Source organism: Roseisalinus antarcticus (assembly GCF_900172355.1).
GTDB classification, from domain to species: domain Bacteria; phylum Pseudomonadota; class Alphaproteobacteria; order Rhodobacterales; family Rhodobacteraceae; genus Oceanicola; species Oceanicola antarcticus_A.
In genome coordinates this window covers 227,945-240,764 of the sequence record NZ_FWFZ01000006.1, presented here as the reverse complement: position 1 = coordinate 240,764, position 12,820 = coordinate 227,945, and the positions used below count along the sequence as shown (strand labels likewise).

The 12,820-nt window shown below is 67.9% G+C and carries 13 protein-coding genes; 6 read left to right on the top strand and 7 right to left on the bottom strand.

Features of this window, described 5'->3' with window-relative positions; genetic code table 11:
• Positions 1-190, top strand: a 190-nt coding sequence (locus tag ROA7023_RS08270) for a transposase (protein WP_143535485.1), incomplete at its 5' end; no start/stop codon positions are given.
• A 9-nt stretch (positions 191-199) separates the two neighbouring features.
• On the opposite strand, the gene ROA7023_RS08265 is transcribed toward ROA7023_RS08270, so the two are convergent.
• On the bottom strand, positions 200-1,861 hold the full coding sequence (locus ROA7023_RS08265) for an ABC transporter permease (protein ID WP_085878537.1): 1,662 nt from the start codon (positions 1,859-1,861) through the stop codon (positions 200-202).
• Positions 1,862-1,953: 92 nt separating this feature from the next.
• Here ROA7023_RS08265 and ROA7023_RS08260 point away from each other — a divergent pair, with 92 nt between their 5' ends.
• Both ROA7023_RS08260 and ROA7023_RS08255 read left to right on the top strand, forming a co-directional pair.
• Positions 1,954-2,829, top strand: coding sequence for a hypothetical protein (locus ROA7023_RS08260; RefSeq protein ID WP_085878536.1), 876 nt, complete (start codon positions 1,954-1,956; stop codon positions 2,827-2,829).
• Positions 2,829-4,025 carry a class I SAM-dependent methyltransferase gene (locus ROA7023_RS08255; RefSeq protein WP_085878555.1) on the top strand — a complete coding sequence of 399 codons (1,197 nt, stop codon included), beginning with the start codon at positions 2,829-2,831 and terminating at the stop codon, positions 4,023-4,025. The genes ROA7023_RS08260 and ROA7023_RS08255 overlap by 1 nt, the downstream gene beginning before the upstream one ends.
• Here ROA7023_RS08255 and ROA7023_RS08250 read toward each other — a convergent pair whose 3' ends face one another.
• Entirely contained in the window at positions 4,026-4,301 is a 276-nt protein-coding gene (locus ROA7023_RS08250) for a DUF2312 domain-containing protein (protein WP_085878535.1), read from the bottom strand.
• A gap of 198 nt (positions 4,302-4,499) precedes the next feature.
• On the opposite strand from ROA7023_RS08250, the gene ROA7023_RS08245 reads away from it, so the two are divergent.
• Complete coding sequence (locus ROA7023_RS08245) at positions 4,500-4,712, top strand: hypothetical protein (RefSeq protein ID WP_085878534.1); 213 nt, start codon at positions 4,500-4,502, stop codon at positions 4,710-4,712.
• 1,037 nt (positions 4,713-5,749) lie between these two features.
• Here the strand turns inward: ROA7023_RS08245 and ROA7023_RS08240 are convergent.
• Together ROA7023_RS08240 and ROA7023_RS08235 are read right to left on the bottom strand one after the other, a co-directional pair.
• The gene (locus ROA7023_RS08240) at positions 5,750-6,841 is read right to left on the bottom strand and encodes an ABC transporter ATP-binding protein (protein ID WP_143535484.1); all 1,092 of its coding nucleotides are present in this window, start codon (positions 6,839-6,841) and stop codon (positions 5,750-5,752) included.
• Between the two features lie 160 nt (positions 6,842-7,001).
• Positions 7,002-7,781 (bottom strand): SDR family oxidoreductase, encoded by a 780-nt coding sequence (locus ROA7023_RS08235; protein ID WP_085878554.1) that lies wholly within the window; start codon positions 7,779-7,781, stop codon positions 7,002-7,004.
• Between the two features lie 145 nt (positions 7,782-7,926).
• Between ROA7023_RS08235 and ROA7023_RS08230 the strand changes: the two genes are divergently transcribed.
• On the top strand, positions 7,927-8,943 hold the full coding sequence (locus ROA7023_RS08230; RefSeq protein WP_085878532.1) for a Hint domain-containing protein: 1,017 nt from the start codon (positions 7,927-7,929) through the stop codon (positions 8,941-8,943).
• 126 nt (positions 8,944-9,069) lie between these two features.
• Here the strand turns inward: ROA7023_RS08230 and ROA7023_RS08225 are convergent, their stop codons facing one another.
• Together ROA7023_RS08225 and ROA7023_RS08220 are read right to left on the bottom strand one after the other, a co-directional pair.
• On the bottom strand, positions 9,070-9,666 hold the full coding sequence (locus ROA7023_RS08225) for a hypothetical protein (protein WP_085878531.1): 597 nt from the start codon (positions 9,664-9,666) through the stop codon (positions 9,070-9,072).
• A gap of 150 nt (positions 9,667-9,816) precedes the next feature.
• Positions 9,817-10,443, bottom strand: a complete 627-nt coding sequence (locus tag ROA7023_RS08220; protein WP_085878530.1) for a HupA family protein — start codon at positions 10,441-10,443, stop codon at positions 9,817-9,819.
• A gap of 165 nt (positions 10,444-10,608) precedes the next feature.
• Between ROA7023_RS08220 and ROA7023_RS08215 the strand changes: the two genes are divergently transcribed.
• Positions 10,609-12,204, top strand: coding sequence for a peptide chain release factor 3 (locus tag ROA7023_RS08215; RefSeq protein WP_085878553.1), 1,596 nt, complete (start codon positions 10,609-10,611; stop codon positions 12,202-12,204).
• Between the two features lie 127 nt (positions 12,205-12,331).
• On the opposite strand, the gene ROA7023_RS08210 is transcribed toward ROA7023_RS08215, so the two are convergent.
• Complete coding sequence (locus ROA7023_RS08210) at positions 12,332-12,757, bottom strand: OsmC family peroxiredoxin (RefSeq protein WP_085878529.1); 426 nt, start codon at positions 12,755-12,757, stop codon at positions 12,332-12,334.
• Positions 12,758-12,820: the final 63 nt, after the last annotated feature.

Genomic DNA, 12,820 nt, shown 5'->3' with positions numbered 1-12,820 from the left:
CATTCCGGGTCGAAAGTCACGCGACAAGCCTGTCAAATACGACAAGCGTCGCTATAGGAAACGCAACCGGATCGAGATCATGTTCGGACGCTTGAAAGACTGGAGGCGCGTCGCCACGCGCTATGACAGAAGTCCCAAGGTCTTCCTCTCGGCCATTGCTCTCGCCGCAACCGTGATCTTTTGGCTATGAGTCCTGAGCCTAGCGATTGGCCCGCGCCAGAAGCGCCACGGCCAGCAGGCTCACCGCGGTGATGGTCAGCGCCGCCGGCGCGGCCTCGGCGATGTTTTCCAGCGAGGCCTTCTCGTGGACCCGGGTCGCGAGCGTGTTGTAGTTGAACGGCCGCAACACCAGGGTCGCCGGCAGCTCCTTCACGCAATCGACGAAGACAAGCAGCAGGGCCGAGCCCACGGAGGCCCGCACCAGGGGCACGTGCACCGCCCGGAGGGTGCCGCCGGCCGACCGCCCCAGGGACCGGGCCGCCATCGGCAGGCTCGGGGGGACGCGGCCCAGTGCCGCATCCGCCGTGCCCTGGGCGATGGCGAAGAACCGCACCACATAGGCCAGCACCAGCGCGGCCGAGGTGCCGGTCAGCAGCAGCCCCGGGTCGTGGCCCGTCACCGCCAGGATCGCGTCGGCCATGCGGTTGTCGAAGGCTGCCAGCGGGATCAGCAGACCGATGCCCAGCACCGCGCCGGGCGCCGCGTACCCGATCGCGGTCACCGGCATCAGAAAGCTCAGAAACCGGCGGCCGGAGAGGCGGACGCCGTAGACCATGAAGAGCCCGCCCGCCACGCAGAGGGCCGCGGCAAGGCCACCGGTCACGACCGAATGCAGAAAGGCGCGCAGCAGGCCGGGGGCCGCCCATTCGCCCGCGTCCATCGCATGGCCGGCCAGCACGCCCACCGGCAGCACAAAGCCCAGCAGGAACGGCACCGCACAGGCTGCCGTCACCAGCCAGGCCTTCACTCCGTGCAGCGGCTCCGCCTCGATCGGGCGGACTTGCCGGGCGGTCTGAAAGAACCGGCTCTTGCGGCGCGAGAGCTTTTCCAGGACCACGAGCACGACGATCAGGGTCAGCGACAGGGCGGCGATCTGGGCCGCCCCGCCGAGGTTTCCCGATTGCAGCCAGACCGAGAAGATCCCGGTGGTCAGCGTCTGGACCGAGAAGTAATCCACAGTGCCGAAATCGTTCACCGTCTCCATCATCACGACGGCAAGCCCGGCCACCACCGCCGGCCGCACCAGCGGCAGACCCACCCGGCGAAACCGCGCGAAGGGGCCGGCCCCCAGGGCCCGCGCGACCTCGAAGCCAGAGCCCGATTGCTCCCGCAGGGCGGCGCGGGCCAGGATGTAGACGTAAGGGTAAAGCGCGGCCGACAGCACGATCACCGCCGCCCCCATGGTCCGGATCTGCGGGAACCAGTAGTCGCGGGCGCTGGTCCAGCCCATCGCCTCGCGCAGGGCGGTCTGCACGGGGCCCGCGTATTCCAGGAAATCCACCAGCGCATAGGCCCCGACATAGGCCGGCACCGCCAGCGGCGTGAGCAGCGCCCATTGCAGCCAGCGACGGCCGGGAAAACGGTACATCACCACCAGCCAGGCGGCCCCCGTCCCCGCGGCGCCGGTGACCACGGCGACGGCCCCCATCAGGATCACCGTGTTGCTCAGGTAGCGCGGCAGCGTGGTCGAGATCAGGTGCGGCCAGATGTTCTCGGCCGGGTGGAAGGCGATCCAGACCACGGCGCAGATCGGCAGCATGACGAGGGCCGCGATCAGCACCGCGGCCAGGGACCATATCCCGCCGCCGGAGCCTTGCCGGCCGGAGGCCCGCGGCAACATCTGACCAATTTGCTCGGACATAAGCCGCGCCTACCCGAAAGTCGTTTGCCTGTCGAGTGTTCCGACAGTAGGGTTCGGCCGACGGAAACGGCAGGCAAGAGGACCGGGGCACTTTGCAGATCGTCTATCACATCGGGGCGAATTGCACGGACGGGGACCGCCTGATCAAGTCACTCCTGAAGAACGCCGATGCCTTCGCCGCGCAGGGAATCAAGGTTCCCGGCCCCGGCAAGTACCGGCGGTTGCTGCGCGAGACGATCCAGAACCTCGACGGTCGCCCGCCCGCGCCGGACACGCGCGACATCCTGCTCGACGCGATCCTCGACGACGAGAGCGCCGAGCGGTTGGTCATGAGTCACGCGGATTTCATCTGCGTGACCAACCGGATCTTCCAGAGCGGCGCGTTCTACGAGCTGGCGGAGTTCAAGCTCGGCTCTCTCGCCCGGCTCTTTCCCGAGGACGAGATCGAACTGCACCTCGGCCTGCGCAACCCGGCGACCTTCGTGCCGACGACCTTCGCCAATTCCGAGATGCCGTCGTTCGACGCCTTCCTGCGCGGCGCCGACCCGCTGGCGATCCGCTGGTCCGACCTGGTGTCGCGGATCCGCGCTGCCGTGCCGCGGGCGGCGATCACCGTCTGGTGCAACGAGGACACCCCGCTGATCTGGGCGCAGCTGATCCGCGAGCTCTCGGGGGTCGATCCGATGACCCGGATCTCTGGCGGGTTCGACCTGCTGAACGCGATCATGAGCCCCGACGGCATGAAACGCTTCCTGAGCTACCTCAAATCCCACCCGCCGCAGACCGAGGTGCAGAAACGCCGGATCATCGCGGCGTTCCTCGACAAATACGCGATCGAGGACGAGATCGAGGAAGAGGTGGATGTGCCCGGCTGGACCGACGAGATCATCGCGGCCCTGACCCAGACCTACGAAGAAGACGTCTACCGCATCGAACGCATGCCGGGCGTGAATTTCATAGCTCCATGATGGCGGATGACGTTCGACGCCAATACGAGGTATTTCCCTACCCCGAGCGCGACCCGGCCGACGAGGCCGACCGCCTGATCGCGGGCTCGCCCTCCGATCCGGTGGAAATCGACCACTACCTCTTCGGGGGCGGACGAGACTGGTCGGGCGGATTCCGGGCGCTGGTCGCGGGCGGGGGGACCGGCGACGGGCTGATCCAGCTGGCACAGAAGCTCGCCTGGGCGGGGGTCGATGCCGAGGTGACCTATCTCGACCTCTCCCGCTCCGCCCGGCGCATCGCCAAGGCGCGGGCCGAGGCGCGGGGACTGACCAATATCCGGTTCCTGACCGGCTCGCTGTTGCGGGCAGGGGATCATGGCCGCTTCGACTACATCGATTGCTGCGGGGTGCTGCACCACCTGCCCGAGCCGGCCGAGGGCTTCGCCGCGCTGCGCGGGGCGCTCGCCCCCGGCGGCGGGCTCGGCTTCATGGTCTATGCGCCCTATGGCCGTAGCGGCGTCTACCAGTTGCAACAGGCCTTCGGCGATCTTTTCGGGCATCTGCCCGAAACCGAACGCCTGTCCGAGGCGCGCAAGGTCCTTGCCCACCTGCCCGCCGGACATCCGTTCAAGCGCAACCCGAATCTCGTCGATCACAAGCAGGGGGATGCGGGGTTCTACGACCTGCTTCTGCACAGCCAGGACCGGGCCTTCACCATCGCCGAGGTCGTGGACACCCTCACGGAGGCGGATTTGCGGCTCGTCGCCCCGATCCCCTCGGCGCTCTACGATCCCGCGCGCTTCGTGGGCCCCGCGCCCCGGCTGAACCCGGTCGACGCCATGTCCACGGCAGAGCGTCTGGACGGGATGATGAAGGTGCACGTGGGCTATGCCGTCGCTGCCGACGATACCCGCTCGCCGGCACGCGGCACCCCGCAGAGCGTGCCCCATCTCATGGGCCCGCCCGAGCGCATCGCCGCCGAGATCGCCGGCAAGGGCGCCCTCGCCTTCACCGCGCAGGGCCGCCCCACCCGGGTCAGGATCCCGCGGGAGGCCGCGCCGTTCATCGCCCGGATCGACGGCAAGCGCACATTGTCCGAGATCGCCGGGGCGGAGATCATGGCGGCGGAGATGTCCTTCGCCCGTGTCTGGCCGGCGGTAGAGGAGGCCCTCACCGGCTGGAACATCCTGCGATATTCCGGCCTCCCCCCGGTCTGATCACATCCCGAGCGCTTCCTTGTACATCTCCAGCACGGCCTCTTCCTCGGCGATGTCGTCGGGCTCGCGTTTGCGCAGGGCGATGACCTTGCGCATGACCTTGGTGTCGTAGCCACGGCCCTTGGCCTCGGCCATCACTTCCTTCTGCTGGTCCGCGATGTCTTTCTTCTCGGCTTCAAGCCGTTCGAACCGCTCGATGAACTGGCGCAGTTCGTTGGCGGTGACGCGATAGCTGTCGGGGACGGTGTTCTCTTCGACCACGGAGGTGTCGGACATCTGGGCGGACCTCTGTCTGGATGGCTGGCTGGGGCTATTGGGCGATCTAGCTATCGCGCACCGGTGCGTCCTGCAAGGCCCGACGGGGCTGTCCGTCCGGCGGCTGCGCATTTGCGCCCGGGGGTCGGGCGGCGGCGCCTTGATCGCCCGGGGTTCGCGCGATAGGCCAAGCGCCACATGCATCGGCGGGGGACGGGAATGGATTGGTTGATCTGGGGCGGCGCGGCGGTATCGCTGGTCGGTATCGTCGGAATCTTCGCGAGCATCCTGCGGGTGTTCCGCGCCAGACGTGCGGGCCTCTCCGACGAAGAGCTCCGTAGCCGGATCCAGTCGATTCTGCCGCTGAACCTCGGGGCGCTGTTCCTGTCCGTGATCGGCCTGATGATGGTCATCATCGGAATAGCCCTTTGATCCCGGCGCCATGACCACGGCTTCCCGCAAGGGCGCATCCGGTCCAGCCCCTTTGCGGATGCCTCCCTGCGCGGGATGAAAGGCGCTACGGTTGCAGGCGGCAAACGATCGACACCTGCCCACGCCGCGCAGCTTTCGTCACCGGCCCGACAGCGACCCGCCCCTGAAACACACAGGCCACCTGCCCTTCTCGCACAGCCACCTGCCAGTCGTCTCACAGCCACTGGACTTGCGCCGCGCGGCCTCCTGCCTTTCCCCGCATGACAACAGTCCAGTGGTCTTCCAGCAAGACACCCTGCGCCGCGGATCTTCCCGCCGCGCCCACATGGCCACAGGCCCCGCGCCGCAGGGCCTCGCGCCTTTCCCCGCATCGCCTCAGGCCACTCGCCGCACAGCCTCCTGCACTTCGCCGCATGGCCTCAAGCCACTGCCCCTCAAAGACCGTACGACGCCCAGCCCCCCTTCCGCGCGGACACCGGCCACGGCCCTGCGGCGATCAGAAACCGGCGCTTGCCCGCTCAAACCTGCCCATATCGCCGAAAACTGCCGCTGCCCCGCATGCCACGGCCCCGGAGCGGTGCCGCCACCACCGAAGCCGCGCCTGCGGCCCGGTTCATCCTGCGCTCGGCGACAACCGTCCGCTTTCAGACACCGGTTTCTGGAGCCGGATCCGGAAACAGACGCCTGTTTTCCGTCTCCCGGTCAGGAACGGATGTCTGTTCCAGGTCCCCGGTCCGAAAACGGACGTCTGTTTGGGAGCACTTGGCGGAAAAGCGGCACGTGTGGGGTCATCGGGGTCAATGGAGACCACAGGAGCGGCGCATCCGGAAGTCGCGGCTTTATGGCGTTGGTGCGCCAGAGCCACGGGGCTTTGGAACTGCGAAGAGTCGGCATTTCAGACCGCTGGAGGCCGGAAGCTTCAGCGCAAGGCAGAACTCCAGCATTCGGTCGTCATGGCATGGCCGCATTCGCGCCATCGAACCTGGCTCTTGACGGACCGCGCTCACGCATCGCGCCGTTGCGTGAACGTCGCCCGCCTAGTCCTTGGCCGGAAACACGAAACACCGGTCGCGGCGCACGGTCAGCCAGAGGGCCATGCCCGGTTTGGGCAGAAAGACCGACGGCACACGGGCCTTGAGGATCTGCCCGTCGAAATCCATCCGGAACTCGACGAGGCTTTCGGCGCCCATGAAGCGTGCGCGTTGCACCACCGCCCGCGCCGGCGTCCCGTCGATGCGCGTGGGGTTGGGGCCACGCCCGCCCCGGTCGAAGTCGATCTTGACGTGCTGGGGACGGAAGGCGATGTCGACCGGCGTGTCGTCCGGCACGCCCGGGGCCAGGAACTGGCCGAAGGGGGTTTCGGTGAGCGCCCCGCGCACCTGCCCGCGGATCACGTTGATGTCCGAGAAAAAAGCTGCAGCTTCAAGATCTACCGGGGCGTTGTAGATGTTGTAGGGGGCACCCTGCTGGACGATCCGGCCATCGCGCATCAGCGCGATCTCGTCGGCCATCCGCATCGCCTCGGCAGGTTCGTGGGTGACCAGCAGGACGGCCGTCCCCTCGGCCTTGAGCACGTCCAGCGTCTCGTCGCGGATGTCGTCGCGCAGGCGGTCGTCGAGACCCGAGAAGGGCTCGTCCATCAGCATCACCCGGGGCCGCGGCGCGAGCGCGCGGGCCAGGGCCACCCGTTGCTGCTCTCCGCCCGACAATTCGTGGGGGTAGGCGTTCACGTGCCGGGCCATGCCGACCCTCTGCAGCAGCGCCTCAACCCGCGCCCGGACCTCGGCCCGAGGACCGGTCAGGCCGAAGCTGACGTTATGGGCCACGTCGAGATGGGGAAAGAGCGCGAAATCCTGGAACATCAACCCGATGGAGCGGTGTTCGGGCGGGATCGACCGGGTCGCGTCGCAGACCATGCGGCCATCGACCAGGATGGACCCGGACTCCTGCCGCTCCACCCCCGCGATCATGCGCAGGGTCGTGGATTTGCCGCAGCCCGACGGCCCCAGCAGGCAGGTCACCTGCCCCGGCATGACCGACAGCGACACGCCGTCCACCGCCCGCCGCGCACCGAAGCTGCGCGTCAGATCCCGGATCTCAAGGCGGGGCGAGAGCGTTTCTGCTTTCATCGTCTTCCGATTTCCGACTGAACTCATCAGGATTGTCCCGTCGAGATAGCCCCTGCATCGCCCGGCGACAAGCCCGCCCGCCGCGCAGCGCAATGGCCGCCCGCGACGCCATCGAACGCCGGGCGCCCCGGGCGTCCGGCGACACGCCCTGCCCGCGGGGTCAGATGGTCGCGTTCACCGCGCCGCCGTCGAGGGTGATGTTCTGACCGACGATGAACCGCCCCTGCTGAGAGCACAGGAACGCGCAGGCCGCGCCGAAATCGCGGGGTCTGCCGTAGGTCTGGGCCGGGATCGTCGCCTTGCGCCTGGCCCGCGCCTCATCGAGCGTGATGCCCTGCGCCTCGGTCACGCCCCGGTCGAGCGAATCCGCCCGGTCCGTGGCGTGGATGCCGGGCAGCAGGTTGTTGATCGTGACCCCCTTGGCGGCCACCTGGCGCGAGGTTCCGGCGACGTAGCCCGTCAGCCCCGCGCGGGCCGAATTCGACAGCCCCAGCGCCGGGATCGGCGCACGCACCGAGGAGGAGGTGATGTTGACCACCCGTCCCCAGCCCTTTTCCATCATCGCGGGCAGGCAGGCCTTCATCAGCGCGATCGGCGTCAGCATGTTGCCGTCCAGCGCCTTGATGAAATCGTCGCGATCCCAGTCCGACCACAGCCCTGGGGGCGGGCCGCCCGCGTTGGTCACGAGGATGTCGGGGTGGCCTGCGGCCTCGAGCACCGCCGCCCGCCCCTCTTGGGAGGTGATGTCGGCGGCAACGGTCACGACCGACACGCCGTAGCGCGCACGGATCTCGGCCGCCGTGGCCTCCAGCGCCTCGGCGCCGCGCGCATTCAGCACCAGATCCACGCCCGCCTCGGCCAGCGCCTCGGCACAGCCGCGCCCCAGACCCTTCGACGCGGCACAGACCAGCGCCTTCATCCCCTTGATACCCAGATCCATCTCGATCTCCTTATTTTTGCCCTTCATGCCTCCTTAACGGGACATAGGCAACAATCGCCCGGGACAAGACAGATCGTTGACCTAGTCTCGCCCGAATCCTAGGGTAGCAAACCCGGCAACAGAACCGTTCGAGGAGCCTGACACGATGTCCGCCGCCGAAGACCTGCGCGCGATCCAGACCCTGCCGGTCTTTGCCTCCGATGCGTTCGTCGTCGAATCGGGCGTGGCCGAGGGGGACGGGCTGTCGTTTGCCGACGAGCTGGTGATGGACGACATCTATGGTCTGCGCCCGGACGCGACCCGCCTGCGCCTGACCATGGCGCTCGGGGTCGATCAGGCCAGCTTCCGCGTGGCCGAAGGGTCCGAGGCGGGGCGCCCGGGCAATATCGTGCATCTCGATTGCTGCCTGACGTTCATGCTGCCCGACGGCTCCACCTACGAGGCGCTGGTGCTGGTGGAGGTCGAAGAGGAGACCGCCGCCGGGATCTACATGCTGCCGCTGGCGACCCTGCAGCCCAAGACCGACTACCGGCTGGTGGGGATCGACCGCAAGACCGCGACCACCCGCTTTGCCGAGGTGGCCTGTGTCTCGTTCACCCGCGGCACCCACATCACCATGGCCAATGGCGAGCAGCGCCTGATCGAGGATCTGGCCATCGGCGACCGGGTCCTGACCCGCGACGACGGCCCGCAAGAGATCCGCTGGATCGGACAGAACACCCTGCGCGCGGTGGGCGCCTTCGCCCCCGTCATCATCAAGCGCGGCACCCTGCACAACGAGAATGACCTCGTGGTCTCGCCCGATCACCGGATCTTCGTCTACCAGCGCCGCGACCGGCTGGGCGCGGGCCGGGCGGAGGTTCTGGTCAAGGTGCGTCACCTGCTGAACGGGGACACGGTATACCAGAAGGACGGCGGCTTCGTGGACTATTTCCAGCTGCTGTTCGACGACCACCAGATCATCTACGCCGAGGGCATCGCCGCCGAGAGCCTGTTGATCGACCAGCGCACCCGCGCGGCCCTGCCGGCGGATGTGCGCAGCCGCATGCGCCAGGTCGACCAGGCCCATGCCCATCGACCGCATCTCGACTACGAGGTGCGCGAATCGCTGCTGTCGAAGCCCGACGCGGTGGATCTGCTGCGCCGGGCCTCGTCCAACTGATCGGGCCCGCGCGCTGCAGTCCGGCCGTACGGGCCCGGGTGCTCAGGTCCTGGCGATCAGGTCCGGGTCCTCAGGTCCCGGCGCCCGGGTCCGGGCACCCGGGTCCGGGCACTCAGTTCCGGGCACTCAGTTCCGGGCGCGGCCCGTGATGACCACGGTGGTGTCGGCGATGTCGCCGTCGGTCAGGCCGATGTTGTCGTCGTCCTCCGATGCCGCGATCAGGGCCTGGGCGTTGTCCCCGCGGAAATTGCCCGCGATCGTGCCGCGCACCCGGATCCCGGGCGAGGTGTCCGGCTCGCTGTCGCGCCGCAGGTCGGCACGGAGCGTTCCGACGAAATTGCCCCGGTCGTCGGGGTCGAGGAAGCCGTTGGACACCACCAGAGTGCCGTCGTAATCGCTGATCGCGCCGTTCTGGTCGGTGCCGACGAAGTCGGTGTAGCGGCCGTCGATTTCGCTGCGGCCGAAGCGCGCGGTCATGGTGCCCTCGCCGACGACGATGGTCTCTTCCGGCCCGGTGTCCATCACGATCCCCGCCTGGCCGTCATAGAATCCGCGGCCGCTGGTCGGCACGGCGCGGTTGGGCGTTTCCGACCGGTCGCTCAGCCGTTCGGCATCCAGCCGGAAATCGTCGAGGATCTCCTCGACATCCGATGTGGACAGGCCGCTGGACGTCGTGCAGGCCGAAACGGCCAGTGCTGCCACGAGTGCAATGCTGTGTTTCATCTCTTCCCCCCAAGTCCGGAAACTTCAGTGAGCGCGGAATCTGTCGGCATGTCAACAAATTGCCTCCGACGGCGCAGCGTTCGGGGCGGCCCGGCGCGGCACTGTCCAGCGCCGGATCGCCCCACCGCCTTTCGCATCGGTGGGCCGGGCCTAGCGCTCCACCGCCACCACAGCCTCGATCGGGCGTGCGCCGTCCGGCCCGCGAGAGACCCCTTCCCCGAAGCCCGCGATCGCCTTGCCGCCATTGGCGAACACACCCAGCAACGAGGCGTCGATGGTCCGGGCCGACACTCCGGGCCGCGAGATGCGCCCGTCCAGGTCCAGGGTCATGGCGGCATCGCGGCGCCCCGCACCACGGTCGAACCGCCCGCCGTCGATGGCGAGCTCTCCGGTGTAGCGTCCGCGCTGGCTCACCATGTCGGTGACCCGCCCGCTGACAGCGCGGGTCCGGAAATCCACCGTCAGATCGGCCCGGCCGATCACCAGCGACGCCGGCGCGTCGAGCGAGCGGCCGAATTGCGCGATGCCATCGTAGGTCGCCGTCCCGAAGGTCGGCAGGTTGGCCGGGTCCGAGGCCCGGGCGTTGTCGTCGTCGAGCCCGAGCCGGCCGGCGATCTCGCGGGACTGGGCGAAGGACTGCGCGAAGCTCGGCCCCAGGGGCTCGATCGCGGTGGGCGCGATCGCGGTCGGCGCGACGCCGCCTCCGCCGCTCGCGCAGGCGCAAAGAAGGGCCGCCATGCCTGCCGACAGGGCGAAATTGAAGGTCTTGCGGATCATTCGGGGAGAGGCTCCAGGGCGCCGGCACAATCGCTGGCAGCGCTTCGATACACCGAATTCCGGACGCTGCAAGAGGTGGTTCCGCGGCCCGTCACGCAGCGATAGGGCCCGCGCCCGGACCAGATGCAGATTGTCCTTCCGCCGCGGTCACGCTATGGCCCGCCCATGTCGAACCGACCCGCCCTGCCCGCCGAAATCGCCCGCCGCCGGACCTTTGCGATCATCTCGCATCCCGACGCCGGCAAGACCACGCTGACCGAGAAGTTCCTGCTTTACGGCGGCGCGATCCAGATGGCCGGACAGGTCCGCGCCAAGGGCGAGGCGCGGCGCACCCGGTCGGACTTCATGCAGATGGAGAAGGACCGCGGCATTTCCGTTTCCGCCTCGGCGATGTCGTTCGACTATCAGAAATTCCGCTTCAACCTGGTGGACACGCCCGGCCACTCGGATTTCTCCGAGGACACCTATCGCACGCTCACCGCCGTAGACGCCGCGATCATGGTGATCGACGGCGCAAAGGGGGTCGAGAGCCAGACCCAGAAGCTGTTCGAGGTCTGCCGGATGCGCGACCTGCCGATCCTGACCTTCTGCAACAAGATGGACCGCGAAAGCCGCGACACCTTCGACATCATCGACGAGATCCAGGAGAACCTGGCCATCGACGTGACGCCCGCCTCCTGGCCGATCGGCATGGGGCGCGATTTCCTGGGCTGCTACGATCTGCTGCGCGACCGGCTGGAGCTGATGGACCGCGCCGACCGCAACAAGGTGGCGGAATCGGTGAAGATCGAAGGGCTGGACGACCCCAAGCTGGCCGAGCATATCCCCGCGGGGATGCTGGCGACCCTGCGCGAAGAGGTCGAGATGGCCCGCGCCCTGTTGCCGCCGCTCGACATTGACGCGATGCACGAGGGGACGATGACGCCGATCTGGTTCGGCTCGGCGATCAATTCCTTCGGGGTGCGCGAGTTGATGGACGGCATCGGCGTTTACGGCCCCGAGCCGCAGCCCACCCCGGCAGAGCCGCGCCAGATCGCGCCCGAGGAATCCAAGGTCTCGGGCTTCGTGTTCAAGGTCCAGGCGAACATGGACCCCAAGCACCGCGACCGGGTGGCCTTCGTGCGGATGTCGTCGGGGCATTTCGAACGGGGGATGAAGCTGACCCACGTGCGTTCGAAAAAGCCGATGGCGATCTCGAACCCGGTCCTGTTCCTCGCCTCCGACCGGGAACTGGCCGAGGAGGCCTGGGCCGGCGATATCATCGGCATCCCGAACCACGGCCAGCTGCGCATCGGCGATACGCTGACCGAGGGCGAGATGCTGAAGGTCACGGGCATCCCGTCCTTCGCTCCGGAGCTGCTGCAGACCGTGCGGGCGGGCGACCCGATGAAAGCCAAGCACCTGGAAAAGGCGTTGATGCAATTCGCCGAAGAGGGTGCGGCCAAGGTCTTCAAGCCCGCCTTCGGCTCGGGCTTCATCGTCGGCGTCGTGGGCGCGCTGCAATTCGAGGTCCTGGCCAGCCGGATCGAGCAGGAATACGGCCTGCCGGTGCGCTTCGACGCGTCGCAGTTCACCTCTGCCCGCTGGGTTTCGGGCCCCAAGGCCAAGGTCGAGGCCTTCATCGCCGCCAACAAGCAGCACATCAGCTATGACAACGACGGCGACGTGGTCTACATGACCCGGCTGCAATGGGACATCGACCGCGTGGGCCGGGATCATCCCGACATCGCCTTGACCGCGACGAAGGAAATGATGGTCTAGCGGCCTTCGCGGCGTGGGCCGCCCTGCTCGGGGTCGGCCGCAGGCTGCCCCCGAAGCCGTTCGCCAGACCCCACTGCTCCGGTGCGCCGGGGCGGTCTGACATCCGCCCCGGCACAATGGTCGGAAATCAGGCCAGTTTCGCATCCATGGTGATCTCGCAATCCAGCACCTTGGAGACCGGACATCCGTCCTTGGTGGCCTCGGCCGCCTCGGCGAATTGCTCGGCAGTGGCGCCCGGAATGCTCGCCGTGACCTCCAGATGGGCCTTGGTGATGGCGAAACCGCCCTCGACCTGCTCCAGCGAGATCGTCGATTTCGCGTCGATCTTGTCCGCCGTCAGGTCCATCTGGCCGAGGGTCAGGCTCATGGCCATGGCGTAGCAGGCCGCGTGGGCCGCGCCGATCAGCTCTTCGGGGTTGCTGCCCTCCTGACCTTCGAATCGCTTCGCGAAGCTGTAGGGCGTGCCGTCCAGCACCCCGCTCTGGGTCGACAGCGCACCGGTGCCGTCCTGCAGGCCGCCTTGCCAATGTGCCGTTCCGTTCTTGCGGATCATGTCGTCACTCCTTCTTGATTGTTCCGACTGCGGTCGTGCAACCACCTAGCACGCCGCAACGCA

What these genes read in the sequence shown, in the direction of transcription:
- ROA7023_RS08215 (WP_085878553.1), top strand. Translation starts at nt 10,609, where the DNA reads ATGTCGAACCGACCCGCCCTGCCCGCCGAAATCGCCCGCCGCCGGACC.
- ROA7023_RS08255 (WP_085878555.1), top strand. Translation starts at nt 2,829, where the DNA reads ATGGCGGATGACGTTCGACGCCAATACGAGGTATTTCCCTACCCCGAG.
- ROA7023_RS08235 (WP_085878554.1), bottom strand. Translation starts at nt 7,781, where the DNA reads ATGGATCTGGGTATCAAGGGGATGAAGGCGCTGGTCTGTGCCGCGTCG.
- ROA7023_RS08220 (WP_085878530.1), bottom strand. Translation starts at nt 10,443, where the DNA reads ATGATCCGCAAGACCTTCAATTTCGCCCTGTCGGCAGGCATGGCGGCC.
- ROA7023_RS08250 (WP_085878535.1), bottom strand. Translation starts at nt 4,301, where the DNA reads ATGTCCGACACCTCCGTGGTCGAAGAGAACACCGTCCCCGACAGCTAT.
- ROA7023_RS08230 (WP_085878532.1), top strand. Translation starts at nt 7,927, where the DNA reads ATGTCCGCCGCCGAAGACCTGCGCGCGATCCAGACCCTGCCGGTCTTT.
- ROA7023_RS08240 (WP_143535484.1), bottom strand. Translation starts at nt 6,841, where the DNA reads ATGAAAGCAGAAACGCTCTCGCCCCGCCTTGAGATCCGGGATCTGACG.
- ROA7023_RS08245 (WP_085878534.1), top strand. Translation starts at nt 4,500, where the DNA reads ATGGATTGGTTGATCTGGGGCGGCGCGGCGGTATCGCTGGTCGGTATC.
- ROA7023_RS08225 (WP_085878531.1), bottom strand. Translation starts at nt 9,666, where the DNA reads ATGAAACACAGCATTGCACTCGTGGCAGCACTGGCCGTTTCGGCCTGC.
- ROA7023_RS08265 (WP_085878537.1), bottom strand. Translation starts at nt 1,861, where the DNA reads ATGTCCGAGCAAATTGGTCAGATGTTGCCGCGGGCCTCCGGCCGGCAA.
- ROA7023_RS08210 (WP_085878529.1), bottom strand. Translation starts at nt 12,757, where the DNA reads ATGATCCGCAAGAACGGAACGGCACATTGGCAAGGCGGCCTGCAGGAC.